Consider the following 17,999-nt stretch of genomic DNA (forward strand, 5'->3'; position numbering starts at 1 on the left):
ACTAGGGAAAAAGTGGACAGTTCTTCGTTCATTATTTTTATGTATTTTTCTCTCAATAAAAAATGCTCCTGCTTAAGCAGAAGCATTTTTGTTTTTGCTTATTTATCATTTTCCAATGACTAATCTTCGTGTATAAACGGCTTGCCCAGAATGCATCACTGCATCATCAATCGCTGAAACTAAACGGACTTGTCTAGTCACCGGCGGGGTCCAATTTTTATCAATCACGTCTGACAATTGTTCTTCTTTGATTTGGTCTAAATAACTTTTGGTAAGTGCCACACTGGCAGCCAAATAGTCACTAAGCAATTGCTTTTCTGCCACCACGACTTTCGCCGCTTCTTCTGGTGTGTGATGCCAGTCTTCTGTCTCATCTGGCAAATCCAAGGCAAATTTTTCTGTCCAGTGTTGGCTAAGCCATAACGGTTCACTATGATTAAGTGCGGAAATTTGTAGGTCTAATTCTCTGGCTGTGTGCCACATCAGCCAAGTAACAGACTTGATTAATGGTGCGGGCATCGTGTTTGCTTCGGCAACGGTCATTTGCGCAAGTGTTTCTTCAAAACGTTCGTGCGCTCGGTCAAGGGTTTCACTAGAAAGTTGAGTGACTTTCATAAAAATACCTCCTTTGTGTTGGTGCCTGTTCTTTCGTTTCTATTTTCTATTATACTGCAAAAGAATCCGTTGTAGTTCTTTTTTGGCTGCGGTATCTGCGGAAAGGGTAAATGTTTGAATAGGCCTTCCATTTTCTTGCCGATTGCCTTTATCATCCATCTCATAAAAACCATCTGTAAAAGAACCACTACTGTGATATTCATAAATTTCACCATCATCACCAAGTAAATATTTTATAATTGGTTTTCCTAAATCAGCAACTTCATTATAGCCTGCTGCTAAAGCCGAAGTCATTACTTTATTAGACCGGCCCAAGGTGCCATCTTTCGAAGTATAAAATGTTACCCCACCCAAGGCTTGAATAGAGTAGCTATTTTGTCTAGATGAATCTTGCCGCTGAACTAAAATAGCTTGCCAATCTGGTGTTAATGCATACCAATCACCTTTACCACTAGCTCCATGATCAAAAAATCTAGTGGTAACAGCCATTCCACCAATTTCTGCTCGTTTACTAGCCCAGAGCAGAAATTCATTAGTTATTGCTCGCTTCTCTGACTCCGTATAATTCATTTCGTTTAATCTTGTTGAACTATTTTGCTGTGAACTCATTGTTTGAGGTATGGTTTTCAAACTCTCTTTACTAATTTTTGTTGTTTGGGTTGTTTTGCTGGAACTTTTTGTTTGTTTTTCAGAATTTGTCCCACCAGTAACAATAAGAAAAATAAGTAAGCCAATAATGACTAGTAGCAGTATAATCACAACAAAGAAGTATTTATTTTTTTGGTGACGATGATTAAACATACGCTTTAACTCCTTTTCTAAATCAGTGCTCTATTACTTTATAACAATCTGATCCGCCACTCGATTCATACTACTTAAATCACCCACATCAAAAAAATTTTTCCAAATTTTATTCATATTAGCTTGTCCCAAGTTTATCGCTGTTGGTTGAGCGGATGAATTATCCAGTTTCGTTTTAACAACATAATAGTAAATCATTTCCCCATCACGTCCGAACGCATAGATTTGCGAAGGAACACCGCCAACACCTTGTATATTTTTTCCAGTTGCAAAAAACATTTGATCATTTTCACTAGTGTTATCACTTAACTTACTACTTACTTTGGTTAACGTTATGGTATTCATATTGGACAAAGCAATCTCTTGAACTGATTGATTCGAATTTTCTTGAGCTGGATAGCCATTAAACCGCCATCCTGAAGGCGCACCCAAAATAACTAGCGCCGCACGTTGGCTAGTGGAAAGTTTTTTTACTGCTTCTGCAGCCACATTTTCTTCATCTGAAATAGTAGTAACTTCTGAACTACTTTCACTTTCTTGCACCACTGAGGTACTTGAATAACTGCTAACGGTCTTTGTAGAGGAAGATGGTGTTGCATCTACTTCTTCTACCGTCTTTCTTTTTAAATTTGTTTGCCCATTCACTAAGATGAATACTAATAATCCAATAATAACAATTAATAATCCAATCACTATTCCTAAATACTTGTTATTATGATGTCGATCACTTCTCATTAAAAATACTCTCCTATCATATAGAAAGGTAATATTTCCTTTCACTTATTCTACTAATGATTATTTTAACACAATCATTAAACAAAAAATGAAAAACGTCTGTTTCTTTCCTTTCTTTCTTCAAAAATAACACCCCCCCTAAGTAAAAAAGAATTGACAATTCTCTTAGTTTCCCTTAGTATGTGGAAAAGTACCTTTAAGATAGTCCGAGAGGCTAACAAGGCAAAGTTCTGTAAAATTCTGTATTTTTGTATAGTGAATGATACGAGATGTCTTGCCCTTTTTTTGTGTGCAAGGCTTTTTTTGCGCGGTGCTTAATCAATTTATTTGGGAGGCAACAAAGTGGAAAAGAAAAAACGTGAAGTGAAAGGTATCTCATTTACCAAAAAAATGGTGATTTCATTGGTGGGAGGATTAATCGTTGGGCTCGGCTTTTTATTTTTAAGAGAGCACCTTATTCGCAGCAATCAAGGCGCTGTGTGGCAGACAATCAATCAGATTCTTTTCCAAGATATTTCAGATCCTGAAAAAGGACAATCTGCGATTGGGCTTTTCTATATTATTGGTCAACTATTTATCAACGGCCTACAATTAGTGATTGTGCCGATGGTCTTTACTTCAATTACTTTAGCCATTTGTCATATTACCGATACGCAAAAATTAGGACGAATTTCCTATAAAACGATTTTTGGCTTTTTATCGATGTCACTGATTGCTCTATTAACGGCTGGAATTGTGGGCTATAGCGTATATTTAACTGGCGCTTTTAATGTGTCGTTATCTGAAACGCTAGCTCCTGTCGAAGTAAGTACGAGCGGCAACCCATTAATGGTGATTGTCAATGCTGTCACGAAAAATATCGGTTCTGCATTTAGCGACAATGGTGCAATTTTAGCCGTTGTTGTGTTGGCAGTGATTACTGGTTTATGTATTAATGCATTAGGGGATAAAATTCGTGTTTTCAAAAAATTAATTGAAGAAGTCAATGCGATGGTCACGTTATTTTTAACCTTTGTAATTACTAAATTTGCTCCTATCGCCGTCTTTATGTTGTTAGTTCGGACGTTTGCTTCTTACGGGATTGATTATTTAAAACCAGCGTTAGTCTACGTCGTAACAACGACAGCGACGCTCTTAGCCTTTTTGATGATTGGTTACCCATTATTTATCTTATTTGCGACAAAATTAAATCCTGTTCCTTTTATTAAAAAGATTATGAAAGTTGTGGTTTTTGGATTTTCTACTTCTTCTTCAGCAGCCACTTTACCGTTAAATACAAAAACAACGGTTGAAGAGTTAGGTGTCGACAGCGATGTTGCCGCCTTTGTCTTGCCGTTAGGAATGACTATTAATATGAACGGCACAGCGATTATGCAAGTAATTGCGGCTATTTTTGTAGCGGGCGTAGCTGGTTATGAAGTGACACCAGCTAATATTGCCTTGATTGCCATTTTAGCTTTAATGTCATCCATTGGTACACCGGCGGCACCTGGCGCTGGCGGAATTATCCTTTTCACTATTTTAACTGGTTTAAACTATAACAATGAGATTGCGATTGCGACGTATTCATTAATTTTAGCCATTAATCGTCCAATCGAAATGCTCGTTACTAGCCTAAACGTGGTGGGTGATAGCGCCACTGCGATTTATGTTGCACATTCGGAAGATTTGTTGGATGAAGCCACTTATCTGACTGATGTCGCTGACTTGCAAAATGCGGAAGCGGAGTAATTAATGAAAAAGCAGACTTCTTGTATGGAAGTCTGCTTTTTCATTATGTTTTTAGTGAATCCGTAATTTTTTACTTCTTCGATTTACTTTTACGAAAAACTAAAAGACACCCACTGGCGATAACTAGAAGACCAATAATCACAAGCGCGATCGATTTCTTTTCTCCTGTGCTCGGTAAAAATTGGCTAGCTTTTCTGAAACCACCTTGGCTTGATGGCTTAACTTGTTTCGTACCAGTTTGATCAACTCCCGCACTAGTATTTAAGTGTCCATTATTCCCCCCATTTTTTTGTTCCGTTTTATTTTCCCCACTATTTTTCAATGTTAATTGCTTCACTGCCGAACGTAGTTTTGCTTCTGCTTGATCTACTTCTGCTTGCGTTGCTGTTGTTTGATCTGCCACAGTTTGTGCTTGTTTCAACGCTTCACTGTAGACTTTCCAACTGCTTGCGGTGTAGTCTTTTTCTTGGTGTTTCTCGTTTTCTTTGATGATTTTCAACAAGTTGGTTTTATCTACTTCTTTGGTTGGTACTTTTGCCAATTGCTTCACTGCCGAACGTAGCTCTGCTTCTGCTTGGTCTACTTCTGCTTGCGTTGCTGTTGTTTGATCTGCCACAGTTTGTGCTTGTTTCAACGCTTCACTGTAGACTTTCCAACTGCTTGCGGTGTAGTCTTTTTCTTGGTGTTTCTCGTTTTCTTTGATGATTTTCAACAAGTTGGTTTTATCTACTTCTTTAGTTGGCACTTTTGCCAATTGCTTCACCGCCGAACGTAGCTCTGCTTCTGCTTGGTCTACTTCTGCTTGTGTTGCTGTTGCTTGATCTGCCACAGTTTGCGCTTGTTTCAATGCTTCGCTGTAGACTTTCCAGCTGCTTGCGGTGTAGTCTTTTTCTTGGTGTTTCTCGTTTTCTTTGATGATTTTCAACAAGTTGGTTTTATCTACTTCTTTAGTTGGCACTTTTACCAATTGCTTCACTGCCGAACGTAGTTTTGCTTCTGCTTGGTCTACTTCTGCTTGCGTTGCTGTTGTTTGATCTGCCACAGTTTGTGCTTGTTTCAATGCTTCGCTGTAGACTTTCCAGCTGCTTGCGGTGTAGTCTTTTTCTTGGTGTTCTTTTTGTTCCTGAATTAATTTTTCTAACGCTTCTTTCGTTACTTCAGGAGTTGTTTTAACTGTGATTGAACGCGAGCTGCCATTTAACCCCGCACTATTTAAAGTGATAATATTTTGGTCAACAGAAATTTCTGGATCCGCTGCGACTACTTCAAGAATGCCCTTATCAAATTCAATAGAAACGGATGCATTATTTTGTAAAGGATTCGCAAGAGTCAAGCGATAAACACCGTTATCAATTTTTTCTGAAATAACCGACATTGGATCATACGCATACAGTCCTGCAATTTCTTGGTCATTATTCCATGCATTCATCATGATATAATTACCTGCTTCAATGGCTTGTAAGTTTGCTGTATTTTCTAGAACAGTATAGCCTTTATTTTTAGAAAGAGCTGCGATTTCTTCATTCGTTTTCCCAACCACTGTTAAATATTCGTAAGTACCATTTTCAACAGTCTTGCCATAATTTTTACTAATTTTAGCAAATGTATTTGTATAGGTTTTATCATTAACAAAGTATTCGTTAATATCTCCGTAGCGACCAGAGCGTTCTTCTATTTGAACATCAAGCGTATTCATTGAATTAGGAAAAACATAGCCAATGTTATTCAATGGATTCGCTGCGCTTAAACTAATCCAAGAATTATCTTTGTCTGAACCTTGGTTAAGCTTCACTTCCTGTGGATGAATCATCCGATTATCGAGGATTGTTTCAATCGAAGCATCTGTCGTACCAGTAATGCCACTTCCCAAATTAATGATTTGACCATCTAATAAGAACCAAGATTTTTTAGCAACTAAGTTCATTCCTTCATTATTTTTATCTAAAAACATTCCTATAGAGGCAACCTGTCCATTATTTGAGCCACCTACCCATGACTGGGGACTGCGTTTCCCTGTATAAGCACCATTTGCCAATTCTCTTGTGTCAACTGTCGTTCCTGGTAATCGATATGGATCGATCGTTGCCCAGTATCCTTCATCAAACTGAGCAAAGTCTTGATTGTATAAATAAAGCATGCCGTCTGCTGTGCCAGCCTTTTTTATTTTCCGTATTCCCAAATTCATAGTTTCCGACACGTTGTGAATACATACTGATCCCCACCGCATATTCGTTATTTTTCTGTAGGACTCGATCCATCGAACCATATACATTTAAAGATTGCATTGGTGTCGCTTGGGCAGGTGACGCACTATTCACCACATTTTTCAAGTCAATTAACGCTTCAAAATCTCTTGGTTTTTTAAAGAAATGATAGTATGACCCACTTTGTTGAAGCCACGTTTGGACAGATGTATAAATGTCATTTCTTAAATTTTCTGGTGCAAATTTTGCAATTAAGGTTAAATTAGCTATTGTTTCTTTACCCGATTCAAACTCTGTAGTAAAAGGATTCGTTTCTGGCGCTCTGGAAATACTTCTACCAGAAACCATCGATGGCATTTTTCCATTTACCATCAATTGTAAGTAACCTTTATCAACAACATTAAATAAATTACTAATGTTAGGGTCATTCATCTCCCAGTCGGAACCTTGTAAAATAGTCTGAATTCGTCCAAACCCTTTTAGCAACTCATTCCCGTAACTGCCGTTGTACGGAAAATAACCATGTTGAATCAAGGAACCATCAGGATATAAGCCATCACCAGAGGAAACACTTTTTAAAACGGACGGAACAGCTTCTTGTACTTGTACTAGGCATTGATTATCTTCTAACAAAAGTCCAGTACCTAAAACGGTGATTGAAATATCTGTTAAGTTAGCCCCTGTTGCACGATAAATTGGCCATTGTATGTTTGGATCTTTTGCATATAGCATCAGCGGAGCAGTAAATTTATTTAATTTTTCTGCATCTGTATTCAATAGGTCATCATGTAATAAAATCAATGTATCTGTTAGCGGCTGCGCGGAACCAATTTGCCAATCCCACCAGTTACCTGTGTAATACGTTCCATTGTATTTTTTTGTATCAATCATAAATTCAATGCCTTTAACAATCGCATCATAAACTTCCGGTTTTTCAAAAAGCTCACTTGATGGTTCATAGTAGCCTAACGCTAGTTTTTTAATATTGGTAAATTGAGTCGTGTAATCAGCAGACACTGTATCCGATGGTTTTCGTTCCCACAGATACCCACGATCTGCTGCTTGATTAAGCGTTTGCCATAATGCTAAACTCTCCGTAGCAATCTGGGCACGATACTGTTGCACATCTGCATCGTTATCATACTGCGTTGTACCTAACAATCGCATTTTCCATTTTGCTCGCATTTCCGCATATTGTTTATTTTCTGCTACAACAGTCACAGGAATTGTATCACTAATTTCTGTTCCTTTAATTTTGACTGTTACCTTCGCTTCACCACTCTTAACTGCTGTTAAATTACCCGTTTGGTCAACCGTCACAATGGTAGGATCACTACTCGACCACTCAATCTGATCCTCTGTGATATCTACTCCAGCTGGTGACACTTCAAAGGCTAGCTGTTGCTTTCTTTTTTCACTAATAGTCAGGTTCTCTGTTAAAAGTTTAATCGCTTCTGGCAGTCGTTTTTTTTCATATGCTTCAAACGAAATAATACTTGAACTGTAAAATTGCTTATTTGTGTGTTGCCACATTTTCATCTGCTGATATTTTACAAAACGTGCTTGTACATTATTGCCATCAATATATTTTTTAGTAGGTTGGCCACCTTCCCCATTCTCTTCTTTAAAGATAGATTGATAGCTTTCACCATCTGTTGAAACTAAGATTTCATACACAGGACTTTCTGCATGCAACTGTAAAACGAGTTCGCCAATGTTTTTTACTTCACCCAAATCAACAATTAACCATTGTTCATCTTGCTTATCAGCGGACCAGCGTGTTGTTTCATCGCCATCAACAGCTTTTTCGCCAACAAATTGAGGGTATTTCCAATTCTCTCCAATTTTTCCTCCTTCTACACCAGAATATGTCACTTCTTTTTGTAAAAATAAATCAGTTATTTCTTCTGCAGATGCACTCATCGCAGTTAGCGAGAAGCCTGTAAGCATGAAAGCAACAACGACTATTATTTTTTTAATCATATTTTTCCCCATATCTTTCTATTTTTAAGCAACCAATCCGACTTTTCCAAACACTTTTTTCTGATAATTTAATCAACTTCCTCCTCTACTAAGTATTCTATATAAAAATTAGGCATGAAAAGACAACCTAAAGTAATTACTTCAGACAGACTTTTCATGCCTAGTTTTCCCTAGTCACATGAAATATTATACATGTTTACGCTTTCACTTTAAGGTAATTTTTAATTACTGTCAATAGCGTTTTCTTCATTGAAGAGCTTATTCAACTTTTCTCGTTAAAAATATTGATTTTTATGATAATCCCTTAATTTTTTCTCATTTTAAAATAATAATTATGGGTGCTGAACCTGTTTCTGAGGCACAACAATTGGACAATTTTTTTGAAAAAACGAGAGGAATGAGCATTGTTTTTTGCCATTCCTCTCATTTTTATTTATTGTTTGAACGGTAACGTTGCTCTCAAACCAGTTTGATTGAATTTTTTTATTTTCTATCAGACAAACAGACTAAAGATATTTTACTTCATATATTTTTCAAGCAATGACTTGATTCATAGAAATTACTGAGCAACCAGCCTACTTCTTATTTATGATACGGTTCCCCTTTCATAATCCGAAAACCGCGATAAATTTGTTCCACTAATACCAAACGCATTAACTGATGTGGATAAGTTAAGCGGCCAAAAGAAATTTGTTGGTTACTTCGCTGAAGGACTGAATCACTGAGACCTAAGGAGCCACCAATGACAAAGGTTAGATTACTTTTGCCACTAATCCCTAATTGTTCAATTTCTTTTGAAAATTCTTCACTAGATAATTGTTTGCCATTAATGGCTAAAACAAAGACGTATTCGTTGTCATTAATTTTCCCCAAAATACGTTGGCCTTCTTTTTCTTTGACCTGAAGCATTTCAGCGTCACTGAGTTTTTCTGGGGCTTTTTCATCTGGTACTTCAATGATTTCCATCTTGGCATAGCTATTTAAACGTTTCAGATATTCATTAATGCCTTGAATCAGGTATTTTTCTTTCAGTTTTCCGACTGTTACTAGTTTAATTTTCACCTATTCCACTACTTTCTCGTTTTCTCTTCGTTCTTATTTTAGCACGAAGTTTGGCTACTTTCCACAACGTTTCCACATACTTATACACATATACACAGAGTTATCCACAGAACAAACTAAAAAATTACTTTATTTAACAGCTTTTTCAATACAAACACATATTCGCTACTGATTTGTCCACATTATCCACATTCTGTGGATAACTTTTCTGAAAACTGTACACAGAGTTATTCCCGATTTGTTCACATTTTTCTGTGTATAACTTTTTCATTCGTATTTTTTCTGTAATTTTTCCCTAAGTTGTTCATAAAAAATTCAAAGCTATTCGATAGACTAAAGGAGTAGGAAACAGATATACTTAATATAGAAAATTCAGATGCACTTATTGGGAGGTTATTTTATGCAACGAAAAGATGTTACACCTAATTCAGATAAAAAAAGTTTATTGCAAAAATTTGGGATTGGTTTAGCTGGCGGCTTACTTGGTGGCGCCCTTATTCTAGGAGGCGCTTATTCTGGGATTATTCCCACACCCAACGGCGGAAATAATGCAGCGACGACGACGTCCACTAATCACGGTGACACAAAAGTCAGCAATGTGAGTTACAATGTGTCTAGCGATGTCACAAAAGCCGTGAAAAAAGTTCAAAATTCTGTGGTTTCTGTCATTAATATGCAAAGTGCTAGCAACAATTCTTCGGCAGATGATCCTTTTGGGGGATTGTTCGGTGGGAATGAAGGTACACAAGACTCTTCCGGCAACAACGGTAACGATTTAGAAGCAGCTAGTGAAGGTAGTGGGGTTATTTATAAGAAAGATGGTAAAACGGCTTATGTCGTGACAAATAACCACGTCGTAGATAAAGCACAAGGATTGGAAGTTGTTTTATCTGATGGTACCAAAGTGAAAGGCGAATTAGTCGGAACCGATGCTTATACGGATTTAGCCGTGATTAAAATTTCTTCCGACAAAGTTGATCAAGTCGCTGAGTTTGGGAATTCTAGTAAAATCACAGTCGGTGAGCCTGCTATTGCAATTGGTTCCCCTCTAGGCTCTGATTATGCTAACTCTGTCACACAAGGAATCATCTCTTCTGTGAATAGAAACATTACCAATAAAAACGAGTCTGGTGAAACCATCAATATTAATGCCATTCAAACCGATGCTGCCATCAATCCAGGAAACTCCGGTGGTCCACTAATCAATATTGAAGGACAAGTCATTGGCATTAACTCAGTAAAAATTGTGCAATCAACTAGTCAAGTGAGCGTTGAAGGGATGGGCTTTGCCATTCCAAGTAATGACGTAGTCAACATTATCAACCAATTAGAAAAAGATGGTAAAGTGACGCGGCCAGCTCTCGGGATTACGATGTCTGATTTAACAGGTATCTCTTCACAACAACAAGAACAAATTTTAAAAATTCCAGCTTCTGTAAAAACTGGCGTAGTGGTTCGTGGTGTTGAAGCAGCGACCCCTGCTGAAAAGGCTGGATTGGAAAAATACGATGTTATCACGAAAGTTGACGGCCAAGACGTAAGCTCTACTACAGATTTACAAAGCGCGCTTTACAAGAAAAAAGTTGGCGACAAAATGGAAGTGACTTATTATCGTGGTTCTAAAGAAATGAAAGCAACCATCGATTTAACCATTGATAAATCAGCTTTAACACAACAAAATAATCGCAGCAATCAATAAAAGAAAGAAACGACCTGTTGTTCAAACAACAGGTCGTTTCTTTCTTTTATTCTCCTACCGCAAATGCAGAACCAACTTCTGCATCAAAAGGCAATTCTAAGATTCCTTTTTTAGCTGGTGCATTTGGTAAACGTAATTCTTTTGCTGAACAAATCATTCCAAAACTTTCTTCCCCACGTAAAACCCCTGGCCAAATCATTAAACCATCAGGCATCATTGCGCCTGGCTTGGCAACAACTACTTTTTGTCCTGCTTTGATGTTCGGTGCGCCACAAACAATTTGTAAGATTTCGCCGTTGTCTACTTCTGTTTGTGTGATAGATAGATGATCTGAATCTGGGTGTTTTTTACATGATTTGACAAAGCCGACCACAATTTTAGGGGTGTCGTCTTTTTCAAGGGTTTCTGAAAATCCCGCATCTTTAATCGCTGTATTGACTTTTTCAATTTGTTCGTCTGTTAAAGTCACTTGGCCGGTGCCATTAATGTCACCTAGAAGCGCTGAAGCATTGAAAATATTCCAAGCTACCACTGTTTCTGGCGCCTCAACTAAACTTACACGTGCCACATCGCCGACACGTTTTACTTGGTTTTCCGCACCTTGATCGTCCGCAACGATGACAAGTAAGACATCGCCAACGTGTTCTTTGTTATATGCAAAAATCATTTTTGTTCCTCCTCTGTCATTTTCCTGTCTTATCTTATCAAAAATTGACCCATTGTGCATACTTTTTTGTCGAAAAACTAAAAGACTTGGAAAATATGTCGCTACGACTTATTCTCCAAGTCCTCAATTTTGAGTGACAAGCCGCTGATCCTTTGAAAAAACAAAAGAAACGTTAGGTCAACTCTCTATTCAATCAATAACTCTTTTTGCTTATTTTTCTTCAGAGTGAACAATTAAGACATCGCAAGGGGCTTGACGAATAATGTAGCTACTGACGCTTCCCATGACCACACGTTCGACTGCGTTTAATCCTGATTGTCCCACCATAATTAAATCAACATTGTATTTTTCAGGTAATTCATGACTCATGACTTCTTTGGGTGAACCGAACATGGTAACTGTTTCAACATTATGAAAATCAACACTTTCAGCATACTTTTTACAATCGGCCATTAATTCTTCCGCAGCGGCTGTTTCTTGATCAATTAATTGATCATTTAACGTCGAATACCCCATCATTGTATACACTTGATTTTCTAAAATATTTGCAACAATGACTCGGCTTCCGTTTCGACGAGCAACCTCAATTGCACGTTCATAAGCTAAATTGGCTTGATCACTACCGTCTACGCCGACAAGAATATTTTTATACATTTGTTCTTCCATTTTCGTCACCTTCCCGATGGAGGCTGATCTAAAAGGCTTCTTTGACTAAGAAACTAGAGTCAAAAATGAATTTAGGACCCTTGCGCAGAACGCCCTTTTGTCCAGCTGATTCTCTCTTAATTTAATGGTTCCTCTGGTTCATGAAAATTAGCCTAAGCTAGTTAAAAATGCACTGATTTCTTCTTTTGTTTTTCGATCTTTATTTACTAAGCGTCCTAACTCTTGACCGTTTTCAATTACGACAAAACTCGGAATACCAAAAATATTCCACTCGGCAGCCACGTCAATAAACTGATCACGGTCGACTTCGATAAATTGAAACGCTGGAAATGCTTCTTCAATTTCAGGCATGACTGGTTTAATGAAACGACAGTCTCCGCACCAATCAGCAGTAAAGAAGAAAACATTTTTACCTTTTTCAACATAAGTGGCTAGTTCTTCTAATGAATTGGGATAAATCATTTAAACATCCTCTACTTTCCGTAAACAATTGTATTAACTGTTGATTTATCCAAGCCACGTAATGCTTGTAACAACATTTCCCGCGCTGCTTCATAATCCGCAATACTAAACATTGTTTGATGCGTATGGATGTAACGACCACAAACGCCGATGACTGTACTTGGTACACCGTTATTAGTTGTGTGCGCTGCCCCAGCATCCGTTCCGCCTTTAGAAACAAAATATTGATACGGAATATTGTGTGTCGCAGCTGTATCTAATAAATATTCACGTAAGCGAGGCAATGTGATCAAACCTGGGTCGAAAATCCGTAATAACGTTCCTTCACCTAAATGACCATATGTCCCTTTTTTCGTGTGAATATCATCTGCCGCTGAACAATCCACCGCAAAGAAGATATCTGGATTAAATTTATGAACAGATGGTTTAGAACCACGTAAACCAACTTCTTCTTGTACGTTTGCTCCAGCAATTAATGTGTGGCCTAATTCTTCATTTTGTAACGTTTCCAATGCATCTAATACCAACGTACAACCATAGCGGTTATCCCATGATTTACTGATAATATTTTTGCCATTGGCTGTTTTAATCGTTTCTGTTTGTGGAACAATGGAATCCCCTGGACGAACACCAAAGCTTTCAGCTTCTTCTTTTGAAGAGAATCCTGCATCAAATAACACATCAGAGACTTCTAATTGTTTTTGACCACTCGTACCACGCAACAAGTGTGGCGGAATAGATGAAGAAATACATGGATAGTTCCCTTTACTTGTTTTTAACGTAAAACGTTGTGCTGAAACAACATAGGGATTCCAGCCACCTAAAGGAACCACTTGGAATAAACCATTATCGTTAATTTGAGTTAACATGAAGCCAACTTCGTCCATGTGAGCTGCTACCATTACGCGTGGCGCTGCTTCCACTTTTGAACGTTTAATCCCAAAAATACCACCTAAACCATCATATTGAACATCGTCCACTAACGGGGTGATATGTTCTTTCATGTACGCGCGAATGTCGTCTTCAAATCCGCTGGTTCCTTGTAATTCAGTTAATTCCTTGATTCGTTGAAATGTTTTTTCTTCCATAGATGTATGTCCTATTGCTTTTGATTTGTTGGAAATTACGCCAACCAAGCGTCACTTTTTCTCTAAAAAGTCACTTTATCCTGTCGATAAAAATAGGTACTCCTTTCATATGATTTCACTCTTATTATAACGCAAATACTAGAAAATGCACATCGCTTTCTCTTTTTAAACGTGACAATGAGAATGCCCTAAAAGAATGATTGAAAAACTTTTTTTATTTCTCAGCGGCCCCTTCTCTATGGTAAAATAAGAGTGATACTGACAAAAGTAATAGTAAGCAGAAACCGACCAAGGGAGGTCATACAAATGAACGAAGAAAATGAGTTGACATACTTTAAAGGCGGCTTAGCGCTAGGCGTTGGTCTTGGTTTAGTAGGCGGCATTGCCTCAACCTTGTTCTACCATAAGAAAAAAACAATCTCCGCTGATCTCGTCTTAGAAAATGTAAAAGCTGCTTTTTTAAAAGAAGGACCGATTGAAGGTTCGTGGATTGAGTTTGAGAAAAAGCCCTTGCGGAAATTCGCCATCCACTCCAAAACGTATACTGGAGGAATTTGCCGCATTGAAGACGACGGCATTGTTCAATACGAATTTACTGCAGATGCCTACACAGGAACTGTCATTGACATCCAACGATTAAAAGATTAAAAAGATTGTTACAAAAGCACTTATTTGCTTTTGTAACAATCTTTTTTTCTTCTCATTTGTTTTTTGTAAAAGGGATGTTTATTTTATGTCAAAAAAATCAAATCAATGATGAATAAATACTCAAAAATCGAATGTTTTCTGTATGGAAATCACCTCAAATCTTTACTTATCAACGTTTGTCCACTTTTTTCATAAAAAAGATTAGACATTTTTTAAAAATTGATAAAAGAATAATCATTTCTAACGATTTTTTAATTTCTCCTTTTCATTTTTACATTATACTGAGAGTATTGCTAAAAATGAAAAGGAGCGTGTCAAATGAAGAAATCTGTTTTATTTACTTCATTACTTGTATTATCAAGCTTAGCTTTAGCGGCCTGCGGCGGTGGCAGTGACGATAAAGGAGCAAGCAACGGCGGCAGCGACAACCAAGTATACACAATGGTTGAATCCCAAGAAATGCCTAGTGCCGATCCGTCCCTTGCGACAGATGAAGTGAGTTTTACCACTTTAAATAATGTCTACGAAGGAATCTATCGTTTAGATAAAGACAACAAACCCGCGCCTGCTGGTGCAGCCGAAAAAGCGACTGTTTCAGAAGACGGTTTAGTTTACAAAGTTAAATTACGTGAAGAATCAAAATGGTCTGATGGCAAACCAGTTACTGCTGCAGATTACGTTTACGGTTGGCAACGAACAGTGGACCCTGCCACTGCTTCAGAATATGCCTACATGTTTGAACCAGTAAAAAATGCTGAAAAAATTTCTAAAGGGGAACTACCTAAAGAAGAATTGGGCATTAAAGCAATCAATGATCATGAATTGGAAATCACTTTAGAAACAGCAACACCATATTTTGACGATTTATTGGCTTTCCCTTCTTTCTTGCCGCAACGTCAAGATATCGTTGAACGTTTTGGTAAAGATTATACAAAGAGTAGCGATAAAGCAGTCTACAATGGTCCGTTTACGCTAACTGAGTTTGATGGTCCCGGAACAGATACTAAATGGTCTCTAACTAAAAATGAAGAATATTGGGACAAAGAGACTGTCAAGTTAGATAAAGTCGCTATCAACGTGGTGAAAGAAGCCCCAACTGCCTTAAATCTTTATGAAACTGGTGAAGTGGATGATACGTATTTATCTGGCGAACTGGCCCAACAAATGCAAAACTCGCCTGACTTGGTCCAATTAAAAGCCGCTTCTTCTTTCTATTTAGAAATGAATCAAGCAGATGAAAAATCACCATTGACCAACGCAAACTTACGTCGTGCTATGTCTTATGCCATCGATCGCGATTCATTAGCTAAAAACATTTTAGCCAATGGCTCTCTTCCTTCACAAGGCTTCGTCCCTGTGGATGTCGCGAAATCACCAAAAACGGGTGAAGACTTTGTTAAAGAAGCTGGTAGCGACAAATTAGTCAAATACGACAAGAAAAAAGCTGTGGAATACTGGAACAAAGCGAAACAAGAACTTGGTGTTTCCAACTTAACGGTTGATTTAATGGTAGACGACTCTGAAGGCGCTAAAAAAATGGGCGAATATCTTCAAGGATCACTGTCTGATACTTTGGAAGGCTTAAAAGTAACTGTGACGCCTGTCCCTATGGCTGTTCGCTTAGATCGTACCTTAAAAGGGGATTTCCAAATCGCTGTTCGTGGTTGGAGTGCCGACTATTCAGACCCAATTAACTTCTTAGATTTATTAGAAAGCTCAACTTCTAATAACCGTGGACGTTACAGCAATCCTGAATACGATAAATTCATTGCTGCGTCCAAAACCACAGATGTTAACGACCCTGAAAAACGCTGGGAAGATCTAATCAACGCTGAAAAAACAGTAATTGCTGATATGGGTGTTGTGCCAATTTACCAAAAAGCAGAATCACACTTACGTGCACCAAACGTGAAAGAAATTATTTATCATCCAACAGGTGCTAAATACGACTTCAAGTGGGCGTATAAAGAATAATCACTCGATTAAATTTAGAAAAAGATTTGGAACAATAGCGATTTTGGCTATTGTTCCAAATCTTTTTTATATAATCCCGATTAAAGAACCTAACAACCCAAAAATCACAGTAAAAATAATTAAAGCAATCGGCGTGCGTCCTTTTTTCAACATAATAAAACAAAACAGCGTAAACACTAACGGTAATAAATTGGGCATGATTGTATCAAACAATTGTGTTTGAAGGTCTAACTTAGTATCTTTCAAGCGAAAAACAAAAGTTGTCGTTAATTGTACACTCTTCGGAATCAACGCACCCACCACGGAAATTCCTACAATTGTTGCTGAACGAGATAATTTTTTGGTACTTTCGCTTAAAACTGAAATTGCTTTGACACCCATTTTATAACCTAGATTAATTAACCCAATTTTGGCAGCCATATACGGAATATTAAATAACAACAAGAAAACAATTGGTCCTAAGATATTGCCTTCTAATGATAGTTGTGAACCAATCGCTGCTGCAATCGGCAAAACGGTTAAATAAAATAGCGCATCCCCAATTCCGCCTAACGGGCCCATCAACGCTGTTTTAATCGCTTGAATGGATTTTGGTGATTCTTTTGACTCTTCCATTGCAATAATCACACCATGCATGAACGTCACCAATTGTGGATTCGTGTTCATAAATTGTAAATGATTTTCCAAAGAAAGAGCTAAATCTTCTTTATCACGATGGATCTTTTTCAATCCTGGAATTAATGAGTAGGTCCAGCCGCCTGCTTGCATTCTTTCATAATTAAATGAAGATTGTAGCAGATACGAACGGAACATTATTTTTTTTAACTCTTTTTTTGTTATTACTTTTTCGGATATCGTATCATTATATGTTTCTTCAGATGCCATCTTCTTCAAACCCTCCATTATTATTTGATGCAGTGACTGTATTATTTCTTTGTGCGTAAAATTCATATAAAGCAATTGCGACAGCTAAACCTGCAACCGCTAATGTATCTAATCCTAAATAGGCAGCCATAACAAAACCAAAAATAAAGAACGGTACGTAGGATGTTTCCCACATCGTTTTTAATAACATGGCAAAACCTACTGCTGGCATCATACCACCTGCAACGCTCAAGCCATGAATACTCCATTCGGGTAGAATAGAAATGAAACTAGATGCTTTATCAGCACCAAAGAAAATACATAAAAACACTACAAAAAAATAACAAATGAATAAAACGATTGGGACAAAACTAGACAATCTTTCGATCCCTCTTGTATCTGCTTTTTTTGCATAAGCATCAAATTTATGCATAATTGGTGACATCGCTGTATATAACAAGGTAATTAACGCTTGCGCTGCAACTGCGAAAGGAACAGCCAACCCTACGGTTACTTGCGGGTCAGATTTTGTGATAATTGCTAACGCTGTTCCAATAACTCCCCCAATTACTACGTTGGGTGGTTGCGCACCGCCGATTGCTACTGCACCAATCCAAACTAACTCTAGCGTTGCCCCAGTGATTAACCCTGTGTTGACATCTCCCAATACTAAACCAACAATCAGCCCTGTAACAATCGGACGATGAATATGTGTCTGTAAGACAAGCTTATCAACCCCTGCTATCCCAGCCCAAATTCCTACCAAAATTGCCTGTACTAACATTTTTTTCCTCCTATTA

14 protein-coding genes and 1 pseudogene are annotated in these 17,999 nt (G+C 37.7%); 4 read left to right on the forward strand and 11 right to left on the reverse strand.

Going from position 1 to position 17,999, the window contains the following annotated elements:
- Nucleotides 1–105: 105 nt before the first annotated feature.
- The 3 genes from gst to IGK96_RS12135 are packed head-to-tail and all read right to left on the reverse strand — an operon-like array spanning nt 106 to nt 2,151.
- A complete protein-coding gene (gene gst / locus IGK96_RS12125; protein ID WP_002361063.1) occupies nt 106–615 on the reverse strand; it encodes a DinB family glutathione transferase in 510 nt (169 codons plus the stop codon).
- Nucleotides 616–654: 39 nt separating this feature from the next.
- Nucleotides 655–1,416 (reverse strand): hypothetical protein, encoded by a 762-nt coding sequence (locus tag IGK96_RS12130; protein ID WP_085443114.1) that lies wholly within the window; start codon nt 1,414–1,416, stop codon nt 655–657.
- A gap of 33 nt (nt 1,417–1,449) precedes the next feature.
- Nucleotides 1,450–2,151, reverse strand: a complete 702-nt coding sequence (locus IGK96_RS12135; RefSeq protein WP_010707036.1) for a hypothetical protein — start codon at nt 2,149–2,151, stop codon at nt 1,450–1,452.
- A 327-nt stretch (nt 2,152–2,478) separates the two neighbouring features.
- On the opposite strand from IGK96_RS12135, the gene IGK96_RS12140 reads away from it, so the two are divergent.
- The gene (locus tag IGK96_RS12140) at nt 2,479–3,882 is read left to right on the forward strand and encodes a dicarboxylate/amino acid:cation symporter (RefSeq protein WP_002387350.1); all 1,404 of its coding nucleotides are present in this window, start codon (nt 2,479–2,481) and stop codon (nt 3,880–3,882) included.
- Between the two features lie 70 nt (nt 3,883–3,952).
- Here the strand turns inward: IGK96_RS12140 and IGK96_RS12145 are convergent.
- Together IGK96_RS12145 and rlmH are read right to left on the reverse strand one after the other, a co-directional pair.
- Nucleotides 3,953–8,069 (reverse strand): annotated as a pseudogene (locus IGK96_RS12145) (EF3023 family LPXTG-anchored polysaccharide lyase).
- Nucleotides 8,070–8,651: 582 nt separating this feature from the next.
- Nucleotides 8,652–9,131 (reverse strand): 23S rRNA (pseudouridine(1915)-N(3))-methyltransferase RlmH, encoded by a 480-nt coding sequence (gene rlmH / locus IGK96_RS12150; RefSeq protein ID WP_002355021.1) that lies wholly within the window; start codon nt 9,129–9,131, stop codon nt 8,652–8,654.
- A gap of 400 nt (nt 9,132–9,531) precedes the next feature.
- Here rlmH and IGK96_RS12155 point away from each other — a divergent pair, with 400 nt between their 5' ends.
- Complete coding sequence (locus tag IGK96_RS12155) at nt 9,532–10,830, forward strand: S1C family serine protease (RefSeq protein ID WP_002368406.1); 1,299 nt, start codon at nt 9,532–9,534, stop codon at nt 10,828–10,830.
- A 46-nt stretch (nt 10,831–10,876) separates the two neighbouring features.
- Here the strand turns inward: IGK96_RS12155 and ytpR are convergent, their stop codons facing one another.
- From ytpR to pepA, 4 genes are all read right to left on the reverse strand, one after another.
- Nucleotides 10,877–11,497 carry a YtpR family tRNA-binding protein gene (ytpR, locus tag IGK96_RS12160; RefSeq protein ID WP_002361057.1) on the reverse strand — a complete coding sequence of 207 codons (621 nt, stop codon included), beginning with the start codon at nt 11,495–11,497 and terminating at the stop codon, nt 10,877–10,879.
- A 210-nt stretch (nt 11,498–11,707) separates the two neighbouring features.
- Nucleotides 11,708–12,163, reverse strand: coding sequence for a universal stress protein (locus IGK96_RS12165; protein ID WP_002385249.1), 456 nt, complete (start codon nt 12,161–12,163; stop codon nt 11,708–11,710).
- A gap of 147 nt (nt 12,164–12,310) precedes the next feature.
- Nucleotides 12,311–12,625 carry a thioredoxin family protein gene (locus IGK96_RS12170; RefSeq protein ID WP_002355015.1) on the reverse strand — a complete coding sequence of 105 codons (315 nt, stop codon included), beginning with the start codon at nt 12,623–12,625 and terminating at the stop codon, nt 12,311–12,313.
- An 11-nt stretch (nt 12,626–12,636) separates the two neighbouring features.
- A complete protein-coding gene (pepA, locus tag IGK96_RS12175) occupies nt 12,637–13,713 on the reverse strand; it encodes a glutamyl aminopeptidase (RefSeq protein WP_002355013.1) in 1,077 nt (358 codons plus the stop codon).
- Nucleotides 13,714–14,019: 306 nt separating this feature from the next.
- Here pepA and IGK96_RS12180 point away from each other — a divergent pair, with 306 nt between their 5' ends.
- Both IGK96_RS12180 and IGK96_RS12185 read left to right on the forward strand, forming a co-directional pair.
- Nucleotides 14,020–14,361 carry a PepSY domain-containing protein gene (locus IGK96_RS12180; RefSeq protein WP_002355012.1) on the forward strand — a complete coding sequence of 114 codons (342 nt, stop codon included), beginning with the start codon at nt 14,020–14,022 and terminating at the stop codon, nt 14,359–14,361.
- A gap of 318 nt (nt 14,362–14,679) precedes the next feature.
- Nucleotides 14,680–16,335, forward strand: coding sequence for a peptide ABC transporter substrate-binding protein (locus IGK96_RS12185; protein ID WP_002355011.1), 1,656 nt, complete (start codon nt 14,680–14,682; stop codon nt 16,333–16,335).
- A 66-nt stretch (nt 16,336–16,401) separates the two neighbouring features.
- On the opposite strand, the gene IGK96_RS12190 is transcribed toward IGK96_RS12185, so the two are convergent.
- Together IGK96_RS12190 and agaW are read right to left on the reverse strand one after the other, a co-directional pair.
- Nucleotides 16,402–17,238, reverse strand: a complete 837-nt coding sequence (locus tag IGK96_RS12190) for a PTS system mannose/fructose/sorbose family transporter subunit IID (RefSeq protein ID WP_002396861.1) — start codon at nt 17,236–17,238, stop codon at nt 16,402–16,404.
- Nucleotides 17,210–17,983 carry a PTS N-acetylgalactosamine transporter subunit IIC gene (gene agaW, locus IGK96_RS12195; protein WP_085443302.1) on the reverse strand — a complete coding sequence of 258 codons (774 nt, stop codon included), beginning with the start codon at nt 17,981–17,983 and terminating at the stop codon, nt 17,210–17,212. The genes IGK96_RS12190 and agaW overlap by 29 nt, the downstream gene beginning before the upstream one ends.
- Nucleotides 17,984–17,999 lie beyond the last annotated feature (16 nt).

Origin of the sequence: Enterococcus sp. DIV0682, from assembly GCF_051712685.1 — a bacterium.
Classification (GTDB): Bacteria; Bacillota; Bacilli; order Lactobacillales; family Enterococcaceae; genus Enterococcus; species Enterococcus faecalis.